Source organism: Shewanella dokdonensis (assembly GCF_018394335.1).
GTDB classification, from domain to species: Bacteria; Pseudomonadota; Gammaproteobacteria; order Enterobacterales; family Shewanellaceae; genus Shewanella; species Shewanella dokdonensis.
In genome coordinates, this window is sequence record NZ_CP074572.1 from 2,192,076 (window position 1) to 2,209,407 (window position 17,332).

Here is a 17,332-nt window from a genome sequence, read left to right on the forward strand (position 1 = left end):
AAAAAAGCGTTCTTTTTTGGCTACTTGTCAGCTTAGGTTCAGATAAAACGCTGTACGGAATAGCGCTATTGCATATCTTAATAGATGTTATGAAGACGGTTACTGACGATCTTTCGGTTGCTTTAACAGTTGGCGAATAAAACGCTTTTCTTCATCACTTAACACATCATCTTGGGTGGTGGTCTGGCGGTTTTCTCGTGCTGCGCGCCCACGAAGATAAGCGATATGGGTGAGTTGCTTTAAACCGTAAAGCGCCAGGGCATAAAGCGTTAGCAATAGTATTACATGAGGAAGCGTACGGCTGACAGAGGCCAACTGGTCACCAAATAGCAACGGCAATACAAAAGCCAGATTACGTACCAACCAATTGATGATGAGTGCTATCGTCAGCAGCAGTAGCCAGCGAAAACGCAGTTGCAACATTGGGTCATGACTCTGTGTCATCTGTCCGCGATGTCGGATGAGTAAACGCAGGATCAACCACACGTAGACCAAGGTTTGCAGACTCAGTGCCAGTGGCAGCAACAGCGCAAGTCCATTGAGCGGATTGCTGGTTTTGCTCAATAGTATGTCGGTCATATTGGCGTGATGCAGTAACAGCGCCAGCATTACCAGCAACATAGTGAGCAGCATTGGCAACAGGTGACGTAATGGCAATTGAATGCTGAGCAGGGGATAACACAAGCGACGGCAGTAAAGATATAACAGCGGCAACAGCAGAAAATAGGTAGGTTGCAGCAGGATAAACAGCAGGTGCAATGGTGTGGGGATGTTATCCCGATTGAGCATGCCGGTAAAAAAGTACAGCGCCATCAGTCCAAAAATACCGGTTAGCAGCCATCTCTGTTCACTGCGTTCAATGTAGAAAAACAGCACGTAGCCCGCCAGCATTAGACAATGCAGGCCGCCAAGGAGTGATAACCACCAGTAGGCATCTGTAACAAAACCACCAAGTGCCGCCACGGCGATCTCCGCCAGCTCTACTTAGCTCATTGTTATCACAGCGAACGACAACTGCAATAAAAATGTACTATGGCGTTTTTTGTCGCTTGGCGCGATTGGAAGCATTATGTGGGGGTTTATCGGGAAACGGTTTACGTTCGTTCAGTAGATGGCGGATAGCCAGCAATGGGTGCTGCCACAGCATCCTCGGGCCAGCGTAACGCATGATCTGTCTGACTTGCTCTTTCGGCTCGGCTTTATAACAGTGTACCGGACAATGTTTGCAGGCGGGTTTGGTTTCACCATAAGGGCAGCGATCCAACCGTGTTTCGGCGTAGTCTAGCAATGCTTGACACTCTTGGCACAAGACATCCTGTGTTTGATGATGTGCGCGGCAATATATGTGTGTCATCGCCGTAATGGTTTGTAATTCGGTTTGTAGCTTACCTTGTAGCAGTGACATAACGGCTCCTACGAACAGCCCATGTCACAAGTTTAGCGAAGGGCGATGTAGAGCAGTAGTGACAGTCGTGGAGAGTTTGAAGGTGCGCACAAAATGCAAGTTATCATGCGCACCCTTAAGGCATTTAGATATGCATGACTTTATCGGCTTCTAGCGTCCAGCGCGTTAGATCTCCGAGCGTGCCGATAGCTGCACCATCAACCAGCATCTCCTGGGTGACGCCCCGAGACTCAGCACAGGTTTTACAGAGTAACAGCGGTACCTTCTGCGCCGTCAGAATTTCCAGCATCTGTTGCAGGTTGTAGCTGAGATCTGGGGTTTGCTGTCCTTTGACCGCACTGAATACGGCATCTGACATCAGGAACAGTTTCAGTTCCGCCTCATTTGCCGCAAATTCTTTCATCGCTACGGCAATACGCAGCGTGTTAAACATTTTTTCTGAGCCATAAGGGCTGGCATGAGCCACAATCAATATTTTTTGCATAACCGATATCCTTATTTGCCTGAATTAAATGGCAGCTATATGACCGAATTACCCACGAGACGTTACACTGGTCACAGGATTGAGGACCGACAGGGTAAATCCGTAAAGTTAAATACTTGATTTTTACGGAGAGAATACATTAAATCTATGGTTGGTAACACAGTCGGATCAGCAAACCTTGCATAGTGTCTTGCTGATCATGCCACCCTCCCAGTCAAACGGTGAAACAACATGTTGAAATTGATAGCCATCATTGCGCTGATCGGCGTGGGGATATTTTTATACCGGCGGGCCCAAACGCTAGCAGCGAAAGAGAGCCCTCGGCAACCACGGGATGCTGTGCCAGCGAAACAGCACCAGGATGCAGATTTTACAGAAGCGCCAGCAACCGACGATACTCCGCTGCCAGAGCCAGAGCCAGAGCCAGAGCCAGAGCCAGAGCCAGAGCCAGAGCCAGAGCCAGAGCCAGAGCCAGAGCCAGAGCCAGAGCCAGAGCCAGAGCCAGAGCCAGAGCCAGAGCCAGAGCCAGAGCCAGAGCCAGAGCCAGAGCCAGAGCCAGAGCCAGAGCCAGCAGTGGCAACGCAAGGCGATATCAGTTGGGGCAATGTCACGCTCAAACGCGCCATGACGCAATATGCCGCGGCCGATGGCGCGGTTGCGCGTCATGAAACGCTGCTAGCGGTAGTTGCTGAATGTTACAAACAGCGTAAAAACCCGCACTACCTGCAATTGGGGCAGAGCCTTGCTAAGGAATATCCGCAACGCTTCCGCGATAGTATGGCGGCATTGCAATCGGCCGATGCCAAAGCCGAATTAAAAGGGGTTGGGTTTATGCAGTTATCAACCTTATGCAGCGATTCCGGCCATTATGAGCAGGCTATCGACCTATGCCAGCAAGCGCTGGACTTGGGGTTAGGCGATGGCACAGTGACCGGGTTCGATGGCCGCATCAAGCGCATTGAAAAGACCCGGCTGAAGGCGGGCGGCTGATTGCCGTAAGGGTATTGTGGGTTTTATGATTCAGACCCGGCCAATCGTGCCGGGTTTATTTTTTCAAGTAGAGGTCGCGGATGCAACGTTTATGTTTTGGGCTGGTGGCCATCTTGCTGTGTACTGCATGTACTCAGGTGCCAGAATGGACATTGTTCTACTATCCGCAGCAACAGCAACTGCCGCAAACGGTACACCACTATGAAGCCATCAGTGGTTATTATGAAACGCTGCAGCAATGTGAAGCTAAGGGCCATGGCATGCAACTGTTGGCCGACGAGCCGGCGGTTTTTCAGTGTGCACATCGCTGCCGCTTGGATGATGCGAATGTGGTAACCTGTGATCAATGGCACACTTTTACCCCTGAGCCTTGATGCATTTCAAACAGGATTTTTTGAGCAACTGCCGGATTTTTATGAAGAGGTACTGCCTGGCTTACCGTCGCCCCATTGGTTAGCGTGGAGTGACGACGCTGCCGCATTGCTCGGGCTGCAACAAGCCGATGAGCCGTTGTTACAGCAGTTGGCCGGTAACCAACGAATGCCGGGCGCCAGCTATTATGCCCAGGTTTATAGTGGTCATCAGTTTGGCGGTTACAGTCCACAACTGGGCGATGGCCGTTCAATCATCCTGGGGGAAGCGGTTGGCCCCCAAGGTCATTGGGATGTAGCGTTAAAGGTGCCGGACCAACGCCTTTTTCGCGGCATGGTGATGGTCGAGCCGTGACCCGTTCTGCTATTCGCGAGTTTCTGGTATCAGAAGCGTTATTTCATCTCGGCATCCCCACCACTCGGGCGTTAGCCGTTATCGGCTCAGAATTGCCAGTATGGCGGGAGAGCTTGGAAAAAGGCGCCATCACCGTGCGTTTGGCGCGTAGTCATATTCGTTTTGGGCATTTTGAGCACTGTTACTACAGTACCGGCGGCAAGGCTGAACGAGTGCGGCAATTGGCAGATTTCACTATCGCGCAGCATTTCCCACACCTTGATTGTGATGCTGCGGGCTACCAGCAATGGTTTGTTGAGGTGGTGGAAGCCACCGCTCGGCTCATTGCAAGCTGGCAGGCGATTGGCTTTGCCCATGGGGTGATGAATACCGATAATATGTCGATTGTGGGTGACAGTTTTGACTTCGGGCCATTTGCATTTCTTGATACTTTCAAAGAAGACTTTATCTGTAACCATTCCGATCCCGAAGGGCGTTATGCCTTTGGACAACAGCCCGGCATTGGCTTATGGAATCTGCAATGTTTGGCGCAAGCATTGACTCCCATCATCTCATCTGATGCGTTGCTGGCCGCATTACGGTGCTATCAGCCGATGCTGGTCAAACACTACCTGCAACTGATGCGGCAAAAGATGGGGCTCCCAGACGCTAGTGCAGTGCCTGCCGAGAATGATTTGGCGCTTATCGGTGCGTTTACCACCATGCTGGAACAACAAGGGCTGGATTACACCTTAACATTCCGGCAATTTGCCTCGTTAGACCCCACTTCGGCTAGCTCGGCATTACGCGATGAATTTGTTGATACCGCAGCATTTGATCACTGGCTGGCACAATATCGTCAGCGTCTCGGGCCAATCCCGGATGTTGGCCAGTGGCAGGCGCAGCGGCGGCAACATAATCCCCAATATATTTTGCGTAACTATCTGGCCCAGCAGGTGATAGTGGCTGCGGAACAGGGCGATACCGCACCACTACAGCGATTGTATCGCGCGCTGCGAAGCCCTTATGATACTACCTCGGAGTTTGCTGAATTTAGCCAGCGGCCACCCGCATGGGGTGAAGGGTTGATTATGTCCTGCAGCAGTTAGGGAGCGTTTGATTTGCAACAACTCATAGCGGGTGTTGGCTGTGCCACACTCGATAACTCAGAGCACACTTTACTGTTCGAATTGACCTGCGATTTTGAGCAATTTCCGCCACTGGCGGTGCAACTGTGTCAACGGCTAGATTTGCAGGTGCGAGAGCGTAACTGGGGCGCCGATCGGCATCAGTGGTTGGTGGAATTTGAAGGCACGCTCTTATGGCTGCATTTTGAATTTTACAGTGGTAGCTGCTGGCTTAGCTGTCAGCAACCGCAGGATTTTGAGGTGTTGCAGTACCTCAAAAAATTATGGGAGTCACAATGATGAGTGATAACAGTGCCGCATTTCATTTCAGCGGACTGACACCGGAACTGATTCTGGATGCCATTGAAAATATTGGCATCTATCCGGAGAGTGGGCTGTTACCACTGAACAGCTACGAAAATCGTGTTTATCAGTTTCGTTGTGACCGCGGCCAACGTTATGTGGTGAAGTTTTATCGACCCGAGCGCTGGAGTGATGCTCAGATCCTCGAAGAACATGCTTTTACCTTTGAATTGCAGCAAGCAGAAATCCCGCTGGCTGCGCCGATCCAAGTGGATGGTGTCAGCCTGCATCACTTTCAGGGATACCGTTTTGCCCTGTTCCCATCCATTGGTGGCCGCAGTTTTGAAGTGGATAATCTGGAACAACTGGAGGCGGTCGGTCAGTTTATTGGGCGGATGCACCAGTATGCCAAAGGCAGCCGTTTTCAGGCGCGAATAGCCATTAGCCCACAGACTTTTGGTGACACGGGGCTAGCCGAGATGCTGGCGTGTGAGTTGATCCCGACCAAACTGCGGCAACCGCTGCAGGAGGTTACCGTCGCCCTGCTGCAACAAGTGAACCAAGTGTGGCAACAGCAGACCCCTTCTAAAATGCGGCTACATGGCGACCTGCATCCGGGCAACATCTTGTGGACACCTGACGGCCCCGGCTTTGTCGATCTTGATGATGCTTGCAATGGCCCGGCGGTACAGGATCTATGGATGATGCTGAGTGGCGATCGCAACCAGCAGCAACTGCAATTGGAAGTATTGCTGGAGGCTTACAGCGAGTTCGGTGATTTTCATCCTTCAGAGCTGAAGTTGATTGAATGTTTGCGGGCGTTGCGACTGCTGCACTATAACGGCTGGCTGGCCAGACGTTGGCAGGATCCGGCCTTTCCTAGACATTTTCCCTGGTTTGCCAGCGAAGATTATTGGCAACAGCAATTACACGTGTTTGCCGAGCAACAGCAGCGCATGTTACAGCCGCCGTTGAGCCTGATCCCTTATTGATTTAGGTTAATTCCCGGAAATTTGGAACTCAGGGCTTGAGTTGCACTCGAAAAGAAGATTATTTTAGTCGGCGACCAGTCATTCCGGTCCAGAATAATAAAGCAAGGAACCCCAATGAAAAAACTACTGATATTGGCTGCGGCATTGCTGTTGCTGCCACTTGCGGCAAACGCCTCTGAGTTTAAAGAAGGTGTGAACTACAAAATTATCTCTGACAAGCCAGCGTCAGTGAAACCCAATCTCACCGAGTATTTCTCTTTTTACTGTCCTCACTGTTATCACTTTTCCAAAACATTTCTGCCTAAGCTGAAAGCCGATATGCCGAAAGACATGACGTTCAAGCAGGTTCATGTGGAATTTATTGGACGTGAAATGGGGGTTGTCATGTCCCGCGCTTGGGCAATTGCCGAACTGCTTAACGTCAGTGACAAAATCGAACCGACTTTGTTTGCGGCAATCCATGAAAAACATCAGCGTTTTAGTGGTATGGAGGACGTAAAACAGTTCTTTGTGGCCGAAGGCGTTGATGCTAAAGAGTTTGAAGCCGCCGCTAACTCTTTTATGGTTAACAGCATGGTGGCGAGCATGAAACGCAGCACTGAAAATGCCCAAATTGAAGGTGTGCCAGCGCTGGTGGTGAATGAGAAGTATCTGATCGATACCTCATCACTGAAATCTTTTGAGCAGCTTGCCGCTATCATCAACTATCTCAGCAAACTGGAATAAGCGCTTCCCCACTCCATTAAACCGGGCCTTGTGTCCGGTTTTTTACTGGCTAGAGCGCAGTAAAAATGTGGCTGTTGGGGAATTTTAGGCAAAAAAACCGTACTTCTCATGACGAGACGTACGGATTTAGAGCCAGAGGCTCAGTTTTTACCCTGAGTAACGTCAATAATATATCTAAGCGTCAAAAAATTGGCAATCACTGATTTTATTTATTTTTCTAAGTGAACAGTACTTAACCACTTAAAAAAACGTCATGCGGATGAAACTCAGCGGCGTTGCTGCTTGTCCAATGACAATGTCAGACAACAACAAATATGGAGGCTCCGTGCGCGTATTTCCCGTTTATGCTCCGAAACTCATTGCCAAACATGCGCGGATTTTTCTGAAAGGTGCGGTCTGGGTGAAAGACCTAGGACGGCTTGAATTTGAAAAAGGGCGTTTTTTATTGCCAGGAAAGGGCCTGCCCAAGGTGAAGCAGGCGGTCATCGAACTTAATCAATTACTGGATCAGCAGACGCATGGCGCGTCATCGGTGTAATTAATCTACTTTATCAGTGAGCAGGCCTACCAGCCCAGACACTTTGTCGTTCCAGGTGTTGAGTTCCTGCTGTAGTCGTTGGTTCTGCTCGCTGAGTGACAAATTTTTCTGTTTTTCTTCATCCAGTTCCAATTTTAATAATTCAATCTGTTCCAGTGCATTCTGGATACTGGCTTCCAGTTTGGACAGTAATTCAAGGCTCATGGGGAAAGTCCTTCCGGTCATTGAGTAAATGTGGGTTGATTCTACCGTGCTGGCTAGCTGACGAATAGTGACCGCTAGGTAACTGCCGAAAAACCATACGAGATTGCAAATTATGGACAACAAGTCGTGGCTTGGCAGGCGAAATCATTAACATTTGTCGCCGTAGCGCCTCGGCCTAATACTCATATTCCATGGTCAGTGAGCGCTTTATGAGTTTGTTACCGCCTGTTATGGAAAAAATCGGTTTGTTATCGTTTGCAATCCCCGATGCCTATTGACTTTCACTGTCGCGCTTCCTAGTCTGCTTGAACAATAGTCAAGGTAGTTCAAAATGGAAATCAAGTATCAGTTAAAACCTGCCGCAGAACGCCGCCAGGAGCAGTTCCGTCCGGAGGGTAATGTCGGGTTTGGCCGGTTGCGTACCGACCATATGTTTTTAATGGATTATTACGACGGTGAATGGCGTGATCCGCGTATTGTTCCATATGGTCCTTTCTCGGTTGCTCCGGGTGCAGTGGCTCTCCATTATGGTCAGTCTATTTTTGAAGGTGCTAAGGCTTTCATGCATCAAGACGGCGAGATCTACACTTTCCGTATCAACAAGAATGCGGAACGCTTGAATCGTTCTGCCGATATCCTGTGTATTCCCTATCTGCCGGAAGCTCAGCAATTGCAGGCAATCAATGCGTTGATTGATGTGGATCGTCTGTGGTTCCCAATGCAGGATGGCGCCTGTTTGTATATTCGGCCGTTTATTTTTGCAACGGAAGATCGCCTCTCTGTGAGCCCGTCAACGTCATACACGTTTTGCGTGGTGTTGAGTCCGAGCGGCGCTTATTACGGCACCAGTTTGAGTCCTATCAGTTTACTGATCAGTACCCATTATCATCGTGCGGCTCCCGGTGGTACTGGCGCTAGTAAGGCGTCTGGTAACTATGCCGCATCATTACGGGCAGGGCGTGCCGCTAAAGAAGTGGGCGCATCACAGGTGCTGTACCTGGATAACAACAATGTGTACATCGAGGAAGCTGGCGCAATGAACCACTTCCATATCCTGAAAGATGGCACAGTGATTATTCCTGAATTTACCGACACCATTTTGCGTTCCATTACCTCGCAGTCGATCATCGATCTGGCGACTGAACTGGGTTATCCGGTACGTCAGGAAATGGTGCGCCTGGATGACTTCGTTAAAGGCATCGAAACCGGTGAAATTATCGAAGCCGGTGGCTTTGGTACTGCCGCAGTGGTATCACCCGTGGGTTCCTACATCTTCGAAGATGGTCGGCGTCTTAACGTAGGTGATGGCAAGGTGGGTGAACACGTGAAGCACATCTATGAAGTGTACACCGCCATACAGCGTGGTGAGCGTAAAGCGCCCGCCGGGTGGTTACAACCTGTGCCTCATTTAGGTCATTAAGCGAACCTCAACTAAAAACGCGGCGATAGAACCGCGTTTTTTTATGGCTCAGCCTTGGCTTGCAGTAAACCGCTGCAATCGGCTACGGACATAGGTTTGCCCAGCAGGTATCCCTGCACTTGGTCACAGCCCTGACTGGCGAGGAAATGCAATTGCTCTTGCGTTTCTACACCTTCGGCGACCACCAGCAGATCTAGGCTATGAGCCAAAGCGATAATCGCGCTGGTGATGGCGGCGTCTTCAGGGTCATCCGAAATATCCCGTACGAACTCTTTGTCAATTTTGAGCGTGTGGATAGGGAAACGCTTGAGGTAGGCGAGGCTGGAATAGCCAGTGCCAAAGTCATCAACCGCTAAGGTCAGTCCTAAGGCTTCCAAGCGTGCCAGAATCGCGATAGATTCCGCTGGATGTTGCATAACGGCGGATTCTGTCAGTTCCAATTCCAGTAATGAGGCCGTTAGCTCACAAGTTGTTAATGCTTGCTGTACTTCATCCACAATGTGATTATTCAGCTGTTTTGCCGAAAGATTGATCGCCACCGGTACGGGTTGTAATCCTTGCTGGCGCCACTGCGCTAGCTGTTGACACACCTGTTGCAGCACCCAGCCCCCGATGGTGTTGATCATGCCGGTTTCTTCTGCCAATGGAATAAATTCCACCGGCGAGACTGGGCCGAGTTTGTCACTGTGCCAGCGCAGTAGCGCTTCCATGCCGATGAGTTTGCCGCTTTTGACTTCATATTTCGGCTGATACACCAGATACAGCTCATTATTTGCCAGAGCCTGTTTTAGGCCGCTCTCCAACTGCATATGCCTGACCGCGGCCTGGTTCATACATGCGGTGTAGAACTGGAAATTATTCCGTCCCATCGCTTTGGCATGGTACATGGCTGTGTCGGCGAATTTCAGCAGCTCTTCGGTATTGTCAGCATCGTCAGGAAAGATACTGATACCGATGGAGGTGGTGATATCCAGCATCATCTGCCCCACGGCGAACGGTTGTTTCAGCGTATCGATAATTTTCTCGGCGATAACGGTTGCGGCTTTGGTTTTATGCACCCCTTCGAGAATAATGGTGAACTCGTCACCGCCGATGCGGGCTACGGTATCGCCTTCGCGGATCACCCGGCGTAGCCGCTCAGCCACCGCCGATAACAGTTGATCGCCCACTTGGTGGCCGCGGGTGTCATTAATATTTTTGAAGCGATCGAGATCCAGAAACAGCAGTGCCACCTTGGTGTCACAACGGATGGCTTGTGCCAAAGCGTGTTGCAAGCGATCCTGAAATAAAGTGCGGTTGGGCAGGTCAGTTAGCTGGTCATAGTTGGCCATCAGCCGCAAGTCTTCTTCTGCTTTTTTACGCTCAGTTATATCGTTGAACACCATGACCAGATGGCTGGTGTGACCACGATGATCTAGCACTTGATTGGCTTCCATCCAGACTGGCAGCAGCTTGCCTCGGCGGGTACGGATCTGCATTTCCCGCGCCCAACTGTGGCGGTTGAGCATGACGGATTCCGCCTGTTGATAAAAACTGCGAGGATAAAGACCACGGGTGAGGAATAATACGGGACGTCCTTTGATATCCTGCTCGGTAAAGCCAGTGATGTCAGTGAAGGCGGGATTAACGTCAATCACCCGATAATCCAGATCGGTAATCACTACCGCCTCATTCATACTTTCCAGCACCTGATAAGACAGTCGTAACTGGTCTTCCTGGCGTTTACGCAACGAGATATCGGTCAGTGTTCCCGCTAGGCGGATAGGGTTGCCATGTTTATCCCATTCCACTGCCTTACCGCGATCGAGCCCCCATAACCAGTCACCGTCAGTCGTATTTTTTAAACGATATTCGGCTTCGTAAAACGGGGTTTCGCCATTGATATAGAGCTGTAGCGCCTCGGTAATTTTGGGTAAATCATCTGGGTGCACCTGGCTGTAGAATTGTTGGCGATCAATCTCTTCACTGTACTCGTCACCATCATGTTGGCTGGTGATATACAGGCGATTATGTTTAAGCTGCCAGTCCCACATACGTCCACCTGAGCCCAGCAAGGCCAAGCGCAAACGTTTCTCTGAGGTGCTGATTTCCTGTTGAATACGTTGGGCATGGTAACGTTGTTTAAAATAACGACGGGTCAGCAAGCTAAACATTAATGCCGTTAGCAGCACATAGATGACATAAGCCGAGGTGGTGCGATAGTAGGGCGGCTCGATATGAATATCCGCCAGCAGTTGTGGGGCTTCAAGGCTATTGCCGTCTAGTTGATAGCGCCCCCATAAACGGTAATGACCCGGTGCCAGATTGGTGTAGCTTACAAGATGTTGGTTACGCAGCGGTGTCCAACTGCTGTCTTGCCCTTCCAGATAAAAACTGAAATTGTCGTGCCCTGGATAACTGAAGTCACTGGAGGTCACTTCAAAGTTAAGCACCTTATCGCTGTAGGGCAGTGTTATCAGATGACTATTGTTGAGATGGTAATAGGGGTGGTGTAACGCCCCGAGTTGCCACGCGGCTAAGGCGATACGATTCTTGGCACGTTTGGGGGGATCTCTGCTGGGTAAAAGTGATTCAGCCCATTGATGCCGCCAAACCAGATACTGCCGTCACTATCTTGCCAACGGACACCACCGTTAAATTCCAGCGCTTGCAAGCCTTCGTTTTCATTAAAACTCTCAATGCGATTGTCGCTTGGATCAGGCGACTGATCCCGGCATTGCTGCTGAACCAGATGTAGCCCTGACGATCTTCAACCAAGGCATAAGTGGTGTTATTAAGCAGGCCGTTTTGTGGGGCAACTTGTGTTAGTTTGCCATCGTAATAACGTGTCAGGCCGCCGTGTGTTGCCAGCCAAATACTCCCGTCTTGCGCTTGCAATACATCACGAACAAACGGGTGTGGCAAAGCTTTGCCTGGAAATACTAGCTTGTCGCCACTGTCAGGATCTAAACGATAGGCGCCCATCATGGTGCTGACCCATAAACCCTCTGGGCTCGCCTTAACATTGAGAATGACTTGCTGGGGTTCATCGTTAGCGGGAAGGATGTTATTGGCCGCAGTAAACGCGGTTGCGGTTGCCGTCTTGCGATCAAATTGATAGAGCTGGCGACCCGCACCCAACCACAGGCGTTGTTGCGCATCTATGGTCAGGGTGCGGATAAATCCTAGTTGTGTGGTTTCAGTATATACCGTTAGCTGTCCGTCCAATGTCAGCTTGGCCAAACCGCTATTGGTGGCCAGCCATAGCTGCTGCTCATTATCTTCAACAATGTCCATGATGCGCAGATGCAGCGTTTTCAGCGGTACATTCAACACCTTGGCGAACTGCGCATTAAAGGAATGAAAATGACCATTGGCATCCAGCCGGAACAGCCCAGCATTGTTGGTGCCCAGATACAGATTGCCATCGCTGCTGCGGAATATAGCGCGGAAATTATTGAAATGCTGCTGATTGAAGGGATCTTGCTGATTGTAAATATGAGTGAAATATTGCCGGGTAATGTTGATGCGATTGAGTCCCGAATAGCGCGTCCCGATCCAGAGATTCCCTTGCTTATCCAGTAGTAGATTAAACACATCGTTATCGCTCAAGCCGTTAGCGTCGAACGGGCTATAACGGAAAACCGTGGTGTGCCATTGCTCGCCTTTACGTTGTAGGTTAATGAGTCCGGTACCATCGCCCCCAAGCCAGATGTTGTCATCAGAGACAAAGACGATATCGCGAATCACCTGATTGTCTTGTGGTAACTGGTATATCCGTTCCGGAGCCGCCGATAAATTGTGGTAGCGCCAGAGACTATTGCCTTGTGCCAGCCAGAGGCTGTGATCGGGAGAACTGCTTATCTGACGAATTCGTTGTTTATCGGGTGGCAGGGTGATGGGGAGCCATTGTCCGGCACGGAAAATATAAGCGCCTGAATTGGCGGTAGAGATAAACAAGCTGTTGGCGTCTAGGGCATGCAGGCTGGTAACGACCGGAAATGCGCTTTGACCAACGGCCACTGGCAGCAGTTGATTTTGATCATCACTGAGACGATACAATCCTTGTGGCGTGCCAACCCAGAGTTGCTTCCCTACGGTTGCCATTTCCACAATCTGTAAGTTTTTCAGCCCCTGAGCCTTACCATAACGGCGAAAACTGCCGGTTTCTGGTTGGAAGCGGTTTACCCCACCACTGTAGGTTCCGGCCCAGATAGTGCCATCAGCGCTTTGGACAATATCCGTGATAAAGCTGTCGCTCAGACTATCATCCCGAAACGGGTCATGTAGGAAGAGATTGAAGTCAGTACCGTTGTAACTCTGCAAGCCATCTTGAGTGCCAATCCACAAGATGCCGCCGTTATCTTGAAACAATGAATAGACACTGTTTTGGTGCAGGCCGTTAAGGCTATTAATATGTTGAAACCTGAGCTGCGACAAAGCCACGGCTTGCAGCGGAGGAGATAGCACTCCGAGGCCCATTAGCAGCATGAATATACTCAGAAATCGACGCAAAAGTAGCCTGTAACATTGCTATAGGTTATGAGTTACATATCCTATAACAAGCAGTGGAAACTGCCTACCGTTGCTACGGATAAAAAAGGCCTTGCCGGAAGGGGAGGAAGCAAGGCCTTTTTGCTTTGAACTCGGTTCAGACAGGCAGATAGTCTTCTGGTACGCGCACGCTGCCTTCCATCAATACTCGGGCGCTGCGGCTCATGATGACTTTACTGACTTGCCATTGGCCGTCATTGCATTGGGCTTCTGCGCCCACTCTGAGGGTACCGGAAGGATGACCAAAACGTACCTGTCCCCGTTCACCTCCGCCAGCCGCAAGATTGACTAGCGTGCCAGGAATACAGGCGGCGGTAGCGATGGCAACAGCGGCAGTGCCCATCATGGCGTGGTGCAATTTGCCCATGGATAATGCGCGAACCAGCAGGTCGATATCGCTAGCACTAACTGCTTTGCCACTGGATGCGGTGTAATTCGCCGGTGGCGCAACAAAGGCAATCTTCGGCGTATGTTGGCGGGTTTGGGCTTGCGCCAATGTCTCAATCAGTCCCATTTTGATAGCGCCATAGGCCCGCAGTAACTCAAAACGTGCCAGCGCGTTAGCATCGCCGTTGATGGCGTCTTGTAATTCTGTACCGCTATAACCAAGATCCGCGGCGTTGACAAAAATGGTTGGGATCCCAGCGTTGATCAAAGTGGCTTTGAGTTTGCCCCCGCCACTAAATCGTCCGGCAATTGCAGTTCATCCACTAGCTTGCCAGTGGGAAACATCGCGCCACCAGCGCTATCGTCGGCGGGGTCAAGAAACTCAATCTGTACTTCTGCCGCCGGGAAAGTCACGCCATCGAGTTCAAAATCGCCGCACTCGACCACCTGGCCGTTGGCAATTGGGATGTGAGCAATAATGGTTTTGCTGATATTGGCCTGCCAGATGCGCACGGTACATATGCCGTTATCGGGGATGCGTTCTGGGGCAACCAGGCCGTTACTGATGGCGAAGGCACCAACTGCCGCGGTGAGATTGCCGCAGTTGCCGCTCCAGTCGATAAAGGGCTTGTCGATAGCCACCTGACCAAACAGGTAGTCCACATCATGTTCCGCTTTGTCGCTGCGACTGAGAATGACGGTTTTACTGGTACTGGAGGTTGCACCGCCCATGCCATCGGTGTGTTTGCCGTAAGGATCTGGGCTACCAATCACTCGCAATAGCAAAGCATCACGGGCGGCACCTGGTTGCTGCGCCGCTGGTGGTAAGTCCTGCAACCGGAAAAATACGCCTTTGCTGGTGCCACCACGCATGTAAGTGGCCGGGATTTTAATCTGTACTTTAGCCATTACGCTTGCCCCTGCTCCTGTAAAAAGTCCTGAGCAAAACGCTGCAATACGCCACCCGCTTCATAGATGGCCACTTCTTCAGCGGTATCCAAGCGGCACAGTACTGGTACTTCTACGGTACTACCGTCTGTTTTGTGTAGCCGCAATGTCAGTTGTGTCCCGGGAGTGCGCTCGCCCAGCACATCAAAGGTTTCGCTGCCATCAATCCCTAAGGTGTTGCGGTTTGTGCCAGGCAGGAACTGCAATGGCAAAACTCCCATACCCACCAGATTGGTGCGATGAATACGTTCAAAGCCTTCAGCCACAATGACTTCGACGCCGGCAAGCCGCACGCCTTTGGCGGCCCAGTCACGGCTAGAACCCTGACCATAATCTTTACCGGCGATAATGCACAAAGGTTGCTGGCGCTGCATATAGGTCTCAATTGCTTCCCACATCCGTACCTGCTTGCCTTCTGGTTCGATGCGCGCCAGTGAGCCCTGAATCACTTTGCCGTTGCTGTCTTTGACCATTTCATTGAACAGTTTCGGGTTGGCAAACGTGGCACGTTGTGCCGTCAGATGATCCCCTCGATGGGTGGCATAAGAGTTAAAGTCTTCTTCCGGTAAGCCCATTTTTGTCAGGTATTCACCGGCGGCACTGCTAGGTAAAATGGCGTTGGAAGGTGACAGATGATCGGTGGTGATGTTGTCACCCAATACTGCCAGTGGCCGCATGCCTTTCAAAGTGCGTTCACCGGCAAGCGCGCCTTCCCAATAAGGCGGGCGGCGGATATAGGTACTCATTGGCCGCCAGTCGTACAGCGGATTGATATGTTCGCCGTATTCGACTTTCAAGTTGAACATCGGTTCATACACTTGGCGGAACTGCTCGGGTTTTACCGATTGACGGATGATGGCATCAATCTCGGCATCATCTGGCCAGATATCTTTCAGGGTAACGGGCTGCCCTTGTGCATCGGTGCCGAGCACATCCTTTTCAATATCAAAACGGATAGTACCGGCAATGGCGTAAGCTACTACTAGTGGTGGCGAGGCTAGGAATGCCTGTTTGGCGTAGGGATGAATGCGGCCATCAAAGTTACGGTTGCCAGAAAGTACCGCCGTGGCATACAGGTCGCGGTCGATAATCTCTTGCTGTATCTTCGGATCCAGCGCGCCACTCATACCGTTGCAGGTGGTGCAGGCAAAGGCGACAATGCCAAACCCTAGCTGTTCTAGGTAAGGCAATAACCCAGATTCTTGCAGATACAGCGCTACGGCTTTTGAGCCGGGTGCCAGTGAGGTTTTCACCCAAGGTTGGCGCACCAGCCCTTTATTCACGGCATTTTTGGCCAGCAAGCCAGCGGCAATAACGTTACGTGGATTGCTGGTATTGGTGCAACTGGTGATGGCGGCAATGATCACCGCGCCATCCGGCATTAAATTGTCCAGATGCTCCACTTTGCCACTGATACCTTTGGCTGCCAAATCGGCGGTGGCGACCCGTTTATGTGGGTTAGATGGCCCGGCAATGTTGCGGCCAACACTGGAGAGATCAAACTTGAGCACTCGTTCATACTGGGCATCTTGCAGAGTATCGGCCCACAGTCCGGCCTGTTTGGCATAGGTTTCGACCAACTGTACTTGCTGCTCGTCACGGCCGGTCAAACGCAGATAATCCAGTGTCTGCTGATCAATGGCGAATAGGGCTGCGGTGGCGCCGTATTCAGGCGTCATATTGGCGATAGTGGCGCGATCGCCTAGGGTCAGATGGGCAGCGCCTTCACCGAAAAATTCCAGATAAGCCGACACCACTTTTTCATTGCGCAAAAATTCGGTCAGTGCCAGCACAATATCGGTGGCGGTAATGCCCGGTTGCGGCTTGCCGCTGAGTTCCACGCCAACAATATCTGGCAGCCGCATCCAAGATGCACGCCCCAGCATGACACTCTCGGCTTCCAGACCGCCCACGCCAACGGCAATCACCCCGAGCGCATCCACATGGGGTGTGTGACTGTCAGTGCCAACTAAGGTGTCGGGAAAAGCAACGCCATCTTTGGCATGGATTACTGGCGACATCCGCTCCAGATTGATCTGGTGCATGATGCCGTTACCCGGCGGGATCACATCAACGTTGCGAAACGCTGTCTTACACCAGTTGATGAAATGAAAACGGTCTTCGTTACGACGATCTTCAATGGCGCGATTTTTTCAAAGGCATCGGCTTCAAACCCGGCATGCTCAACCGCCAACGAGTGATCGACAATCAGTTGCGTGGGAACGACTGGATTCACCTTGGACGGGTCACCGCCTTTGGCCGCAATGGCATCGCGCAGCCCGGCAAGGTCTACCAGTGCGGTTTGCCCAAGAATGTCATGGCAGACCACCCGCGCCGGAAACCAAGGAAAATCCAGTTCGCGTTTACGCTCAATCAGTTGCGACAGATAGTCGTTAAGTTTGGCTGGCGCGGCGCGGCGTACCAAGTTTTCAGCATGTACCCGTGAAGTGTAGGGTAATGTGGCCCAGGCGCCCGGCTTGATGGCATCTACGGCGGCTGCCGCATCATAGTAAGAGAAAGAAGTGCCGTTTAGCGGCACCCGGAATGCTGTATTCATGGTGCTTCCACCC

13 protein-coding genes and 3 pseudogenes are annotated in these 17,332 nt (G+C 51.1%); 8 read left to right on the forward strand and 8 right to left on the reverse strand.

The window, feature by feature from the left end; translation table 11 throughout:
* Nucleotides 1-99 precede the first annotated feature (99 nt).
* The 3 genes from KHX94_RS10555 to KHX94_RS10565 form a co-directional block, all read right to left on the reverse strand.
* A complete protein-coding gene (locus tag KHX94_RS10555) occupies nucleotides 100-963 on the reverse strand; it encodes a hypothetical protein (protein WP_213680606.1) in 864 nt (287 codons plus the stop codon).
* A 67-nt stretch (nucleotides 964-1,030) separates the two neighbouring features.
* Nucleotides 1,031-1,405 (reverse strand): nitrous oxide-stimulated promoter family protein, encoded by a 375-nt coding sequence (locus tag KHX94_RS10560; RefSeq protein WP_213680607.1) that lies wholly within the window; start codon nucleotides 1,403-1,405, stop codon nucleotides 1,031-1,033.
* A gap of 124 nt (nucleotides 1,406-1,529) precedes the next feature.
* A complete protein-coding gene (locus tag KHX94_RS10565; protein WP_213680608.1) occupies nucleotides 1,530-1,889 on the reverse strand; it encodes a DsrE/DsrF/TusD sulfur relay family protein in 360 nt (119 codons plus the stop codon).
* A gap of 231 nt (nucleotides 1,890-2,120) precedes the next feature.
* Here KHX94_RS10565 and KHX94_RS10570 point away from each other — a divergent pair, with 231 nt between their 5' ends.
* From KHX94_RS10570 to KHX94_RS10600, 7 genes and pseudogenes are all read left to right on the forward strand, one after another.
* The gene (locus KHX94_RS10570) at nucleotides 2,121-2,879 is read left to right on the forward strand and encodes a hypothetical protein (protein WP_244859096.1); all 759 of its coding nucleotides are present in this window, start codon (nucleotides 2,121-2,123) and stop codon (nucleotides 2,877-2,879) included.
* A gap of 80 nt (nucleotides 2,880-2,959) precedes the next feature.
* Entirely contained in the window at nucleotides 2,960-3,253 is a 294-nt protein-coding gene (locus KHX94_RS10575) for a hypothetical protein (protein WP_213680609.1), read from the forward strand.
* Nucleotides 3,243-4,693, forward strand: a pseudogene (locus KHX94_RS10580) (protein adenylyltransferase SelO). Before KHX94_RS10575 ends, KHX94_RS10580 begins: the two are co-directional and overlap by 11 nt.
* 12 nt (nucleotides 4,694-4,705) lie before the next feature.
* On the forward strand, nucleotides 4,706-5,011 hold the full coding sequence (locus KHX94_RS10585) for a DUF3630 family protein (protein WP_244859097.1): 306 nt from the start codon (nucleotides 4,706-4,708) through the stop codon (nucleotides 5,009-5,011).
* A complete protein-coding gene (locus tag KHX94_RS10590) occupies nucleotides 5,008-6,006 on the forward strand; it encodes a serine/threonine protein kinase (RefSeq protein ID WP_244859098.1) in 999 nt (332 codons plus the stop codon). The genes KHX94_RS10585 and KHX94_RS10590 overlap by 4 nt, the downstream gene beginning before the upstream one ends.
* A 114-nt stretch (nucleotides 6,007-6,120) precedes the next feature.
* Nucleotides 6,121-6,732 carry a thiol:disulfide interchange protein DsbA/DsbL gene (locus tag KHX94_RS10595; protein ID WP_213680610.1) on the forward strand — a complete coding sequence of 204 codons (612 nt, stop codon included), beginning with the start codon at nucleotides 6,121-6,123 and terminating at the stop codon, nucleotides 6,730-6,732.
* Nucleotides 6,733-7,057: 325 nt separating this feature from the next.
* Nucleotides 7,058-7,270 (forward strand): DUF1107 domain-containing protein, encoded by a 213-nt coding sequence (locus KHX94_RS10600; protein ID WP_213683407.1) that lies wholly within the window; start codon nucleotides 7,058-7,060, stop codon nucleotides 7,268-7,270.
* Here the strand turns inward: KHX94_RS10600 and KHX94_RS10605 are convergent, their stop codons facing one another.
* Nucleotides 7,271-7,474 carry a cell division protein ZapB gene (locus KHX94_RS10605; RefSeq protein ID WP_213680611.1) on the reverse strand — a complete coding sequence of 68 codons (204 nt, stop codon included), beginning with the start codon at nucleotides 7,472-7,474 and terminating at the stop codon, nucleotides 7,271-7,273.
* A 331-nt stretch (nucleotides 7,475-7,805) separates the two neighbouring features.
* Here KHX94_RS10605 and KHX94_RS10610 point away from each other — a divergent pair, with 331 nt between their 5' ends.
* Nucleotides 7,806-8,894, forward strand: coding sequence for a branched-chain amino acid aminotransferase (locus KHX94_RS10610; RefSeq protein WP_213680612.1), 1,089 nt, complete (start codon nucleotides 7,806-7,808; stop codon nucleotides 8,892-8,894).
* 41 nt (nucleotides 8,895-8,935) lie between these two features.
* Here the strand turns inward: KHX94_RS10610 and KHX94_RS10615 are convergent, their stop codons facing one another.
* The 4 genes and pseudogenes from KHX94_RS10615 to acnD form a co-directional block, all read right to left on the reverse strand.
* Nucleotides 8,936-11,326, reverse strand: a complete 2,391-nt coding sequence (locus tag KHX94_RS10615; RefSeq protein ID WP_213680613.1) for an EAL domain-containing protein — start codon at nucleotides 11,324-11,326, stop codon at nucleotides 8,936-8,938.
* A gap of 139 nt (nucleotides 11,327-11,465) precedes the next feature.
* The gene (locus KHX94_RS10620) at nucleotides 11,466-13,364 is read right to left on the reverse strand and encodes a ligand-binding sensor domain-containing protein (RefSeq protein ID WP_213680614.1); all 1,899 of its coding nucleotides are present in this window, start codon (nucleotides 13,362-13,364) and stop codon (nucleotides 11,466-11,468) included.
* Between the two features lie 160 nt (nucleotides 13,365-13,524).
* Nucleotides 13,525-14,723, reverse strand: a pseudogene (gene prpF, locus KHX94_RS10625) (2-methylaconitate cis-trans isomerase PrpF).
* Nucleotides 14,723-17,319: pseudogene (gene acnD / locus KHX94_RS10630) on the reverse strand (Fe/S-dependent 2-methylisocitrate dehydratase AcnD). Before acnD ends, prpF begins: the two co-directional pseudogenes overlap by 1 nt.
* Nucleotides 17,320-17,332 lie beyond the last annotated feature (13 nt).

Coding starts and splice junctions, on each gene's coding strand:
- KHX94_RS10560 (WP_213680607.1), bottom strand. CDS start 1,405: ATGTCACTGCTACAAGGTAAGCTACAAACCGAATTACAAACCATTACG.
- KHX94_RS10565 (WP_213680608.1), bottom strand. CDS start 1,889: ATGCAAAAAATATTGATTGTGGCTCATGCCAGCCCTTATGGCTCAGAA.
- KHX94_RS10570 (WP_244859096.1), top strand. CDS start 2,121: ATGTTGAAATTGATAGCCATCATTGCGCTGATCGGCGTGGGGATATTT.
- KHX94_RS10575 (WP_213680609.1), top strand. CDS start 2,960: ATGCAACGTTTATGTTTTGGGCTGGTGGCCATCTTGCTGTGTACTGCA.
- KHX94_RS10590 (WP_244859098.1), top strand. CDS start 5,008: ATGATGAGTGATAACAGTGCCGCATTTCATTTCAGCGGACTGACACCG.
- KHX94_RS10595 (WP_213680610.1), top strand. CDS start 6,121: ATGAAAAAACTACTGATATTGGCTGCGGCATTGCTGTTGCTGCCACTT.
- KHX94_RS10605 (WP_213680611.1), bottom strand. CDS start 7,474: ATGAGCCTTGAATTACTGTCCAAACTGGAAGCCAGTATCCAGAATGCA.
- KHX94_RS10610 (WP_213680612.1), top strand. CDS start 7,806: ATGGAAATCAAGTATCAGTTAAAACCTGCCGCAGAACGCCGCCAGGAG.
- KHX94_RS10620 (WP_213680614.1), bottom strand. CDS start 13,364: ATGCTGCTAATGGGCCTCGGAGTGCTATCTCCTCCGCTGCAAGCCGTG.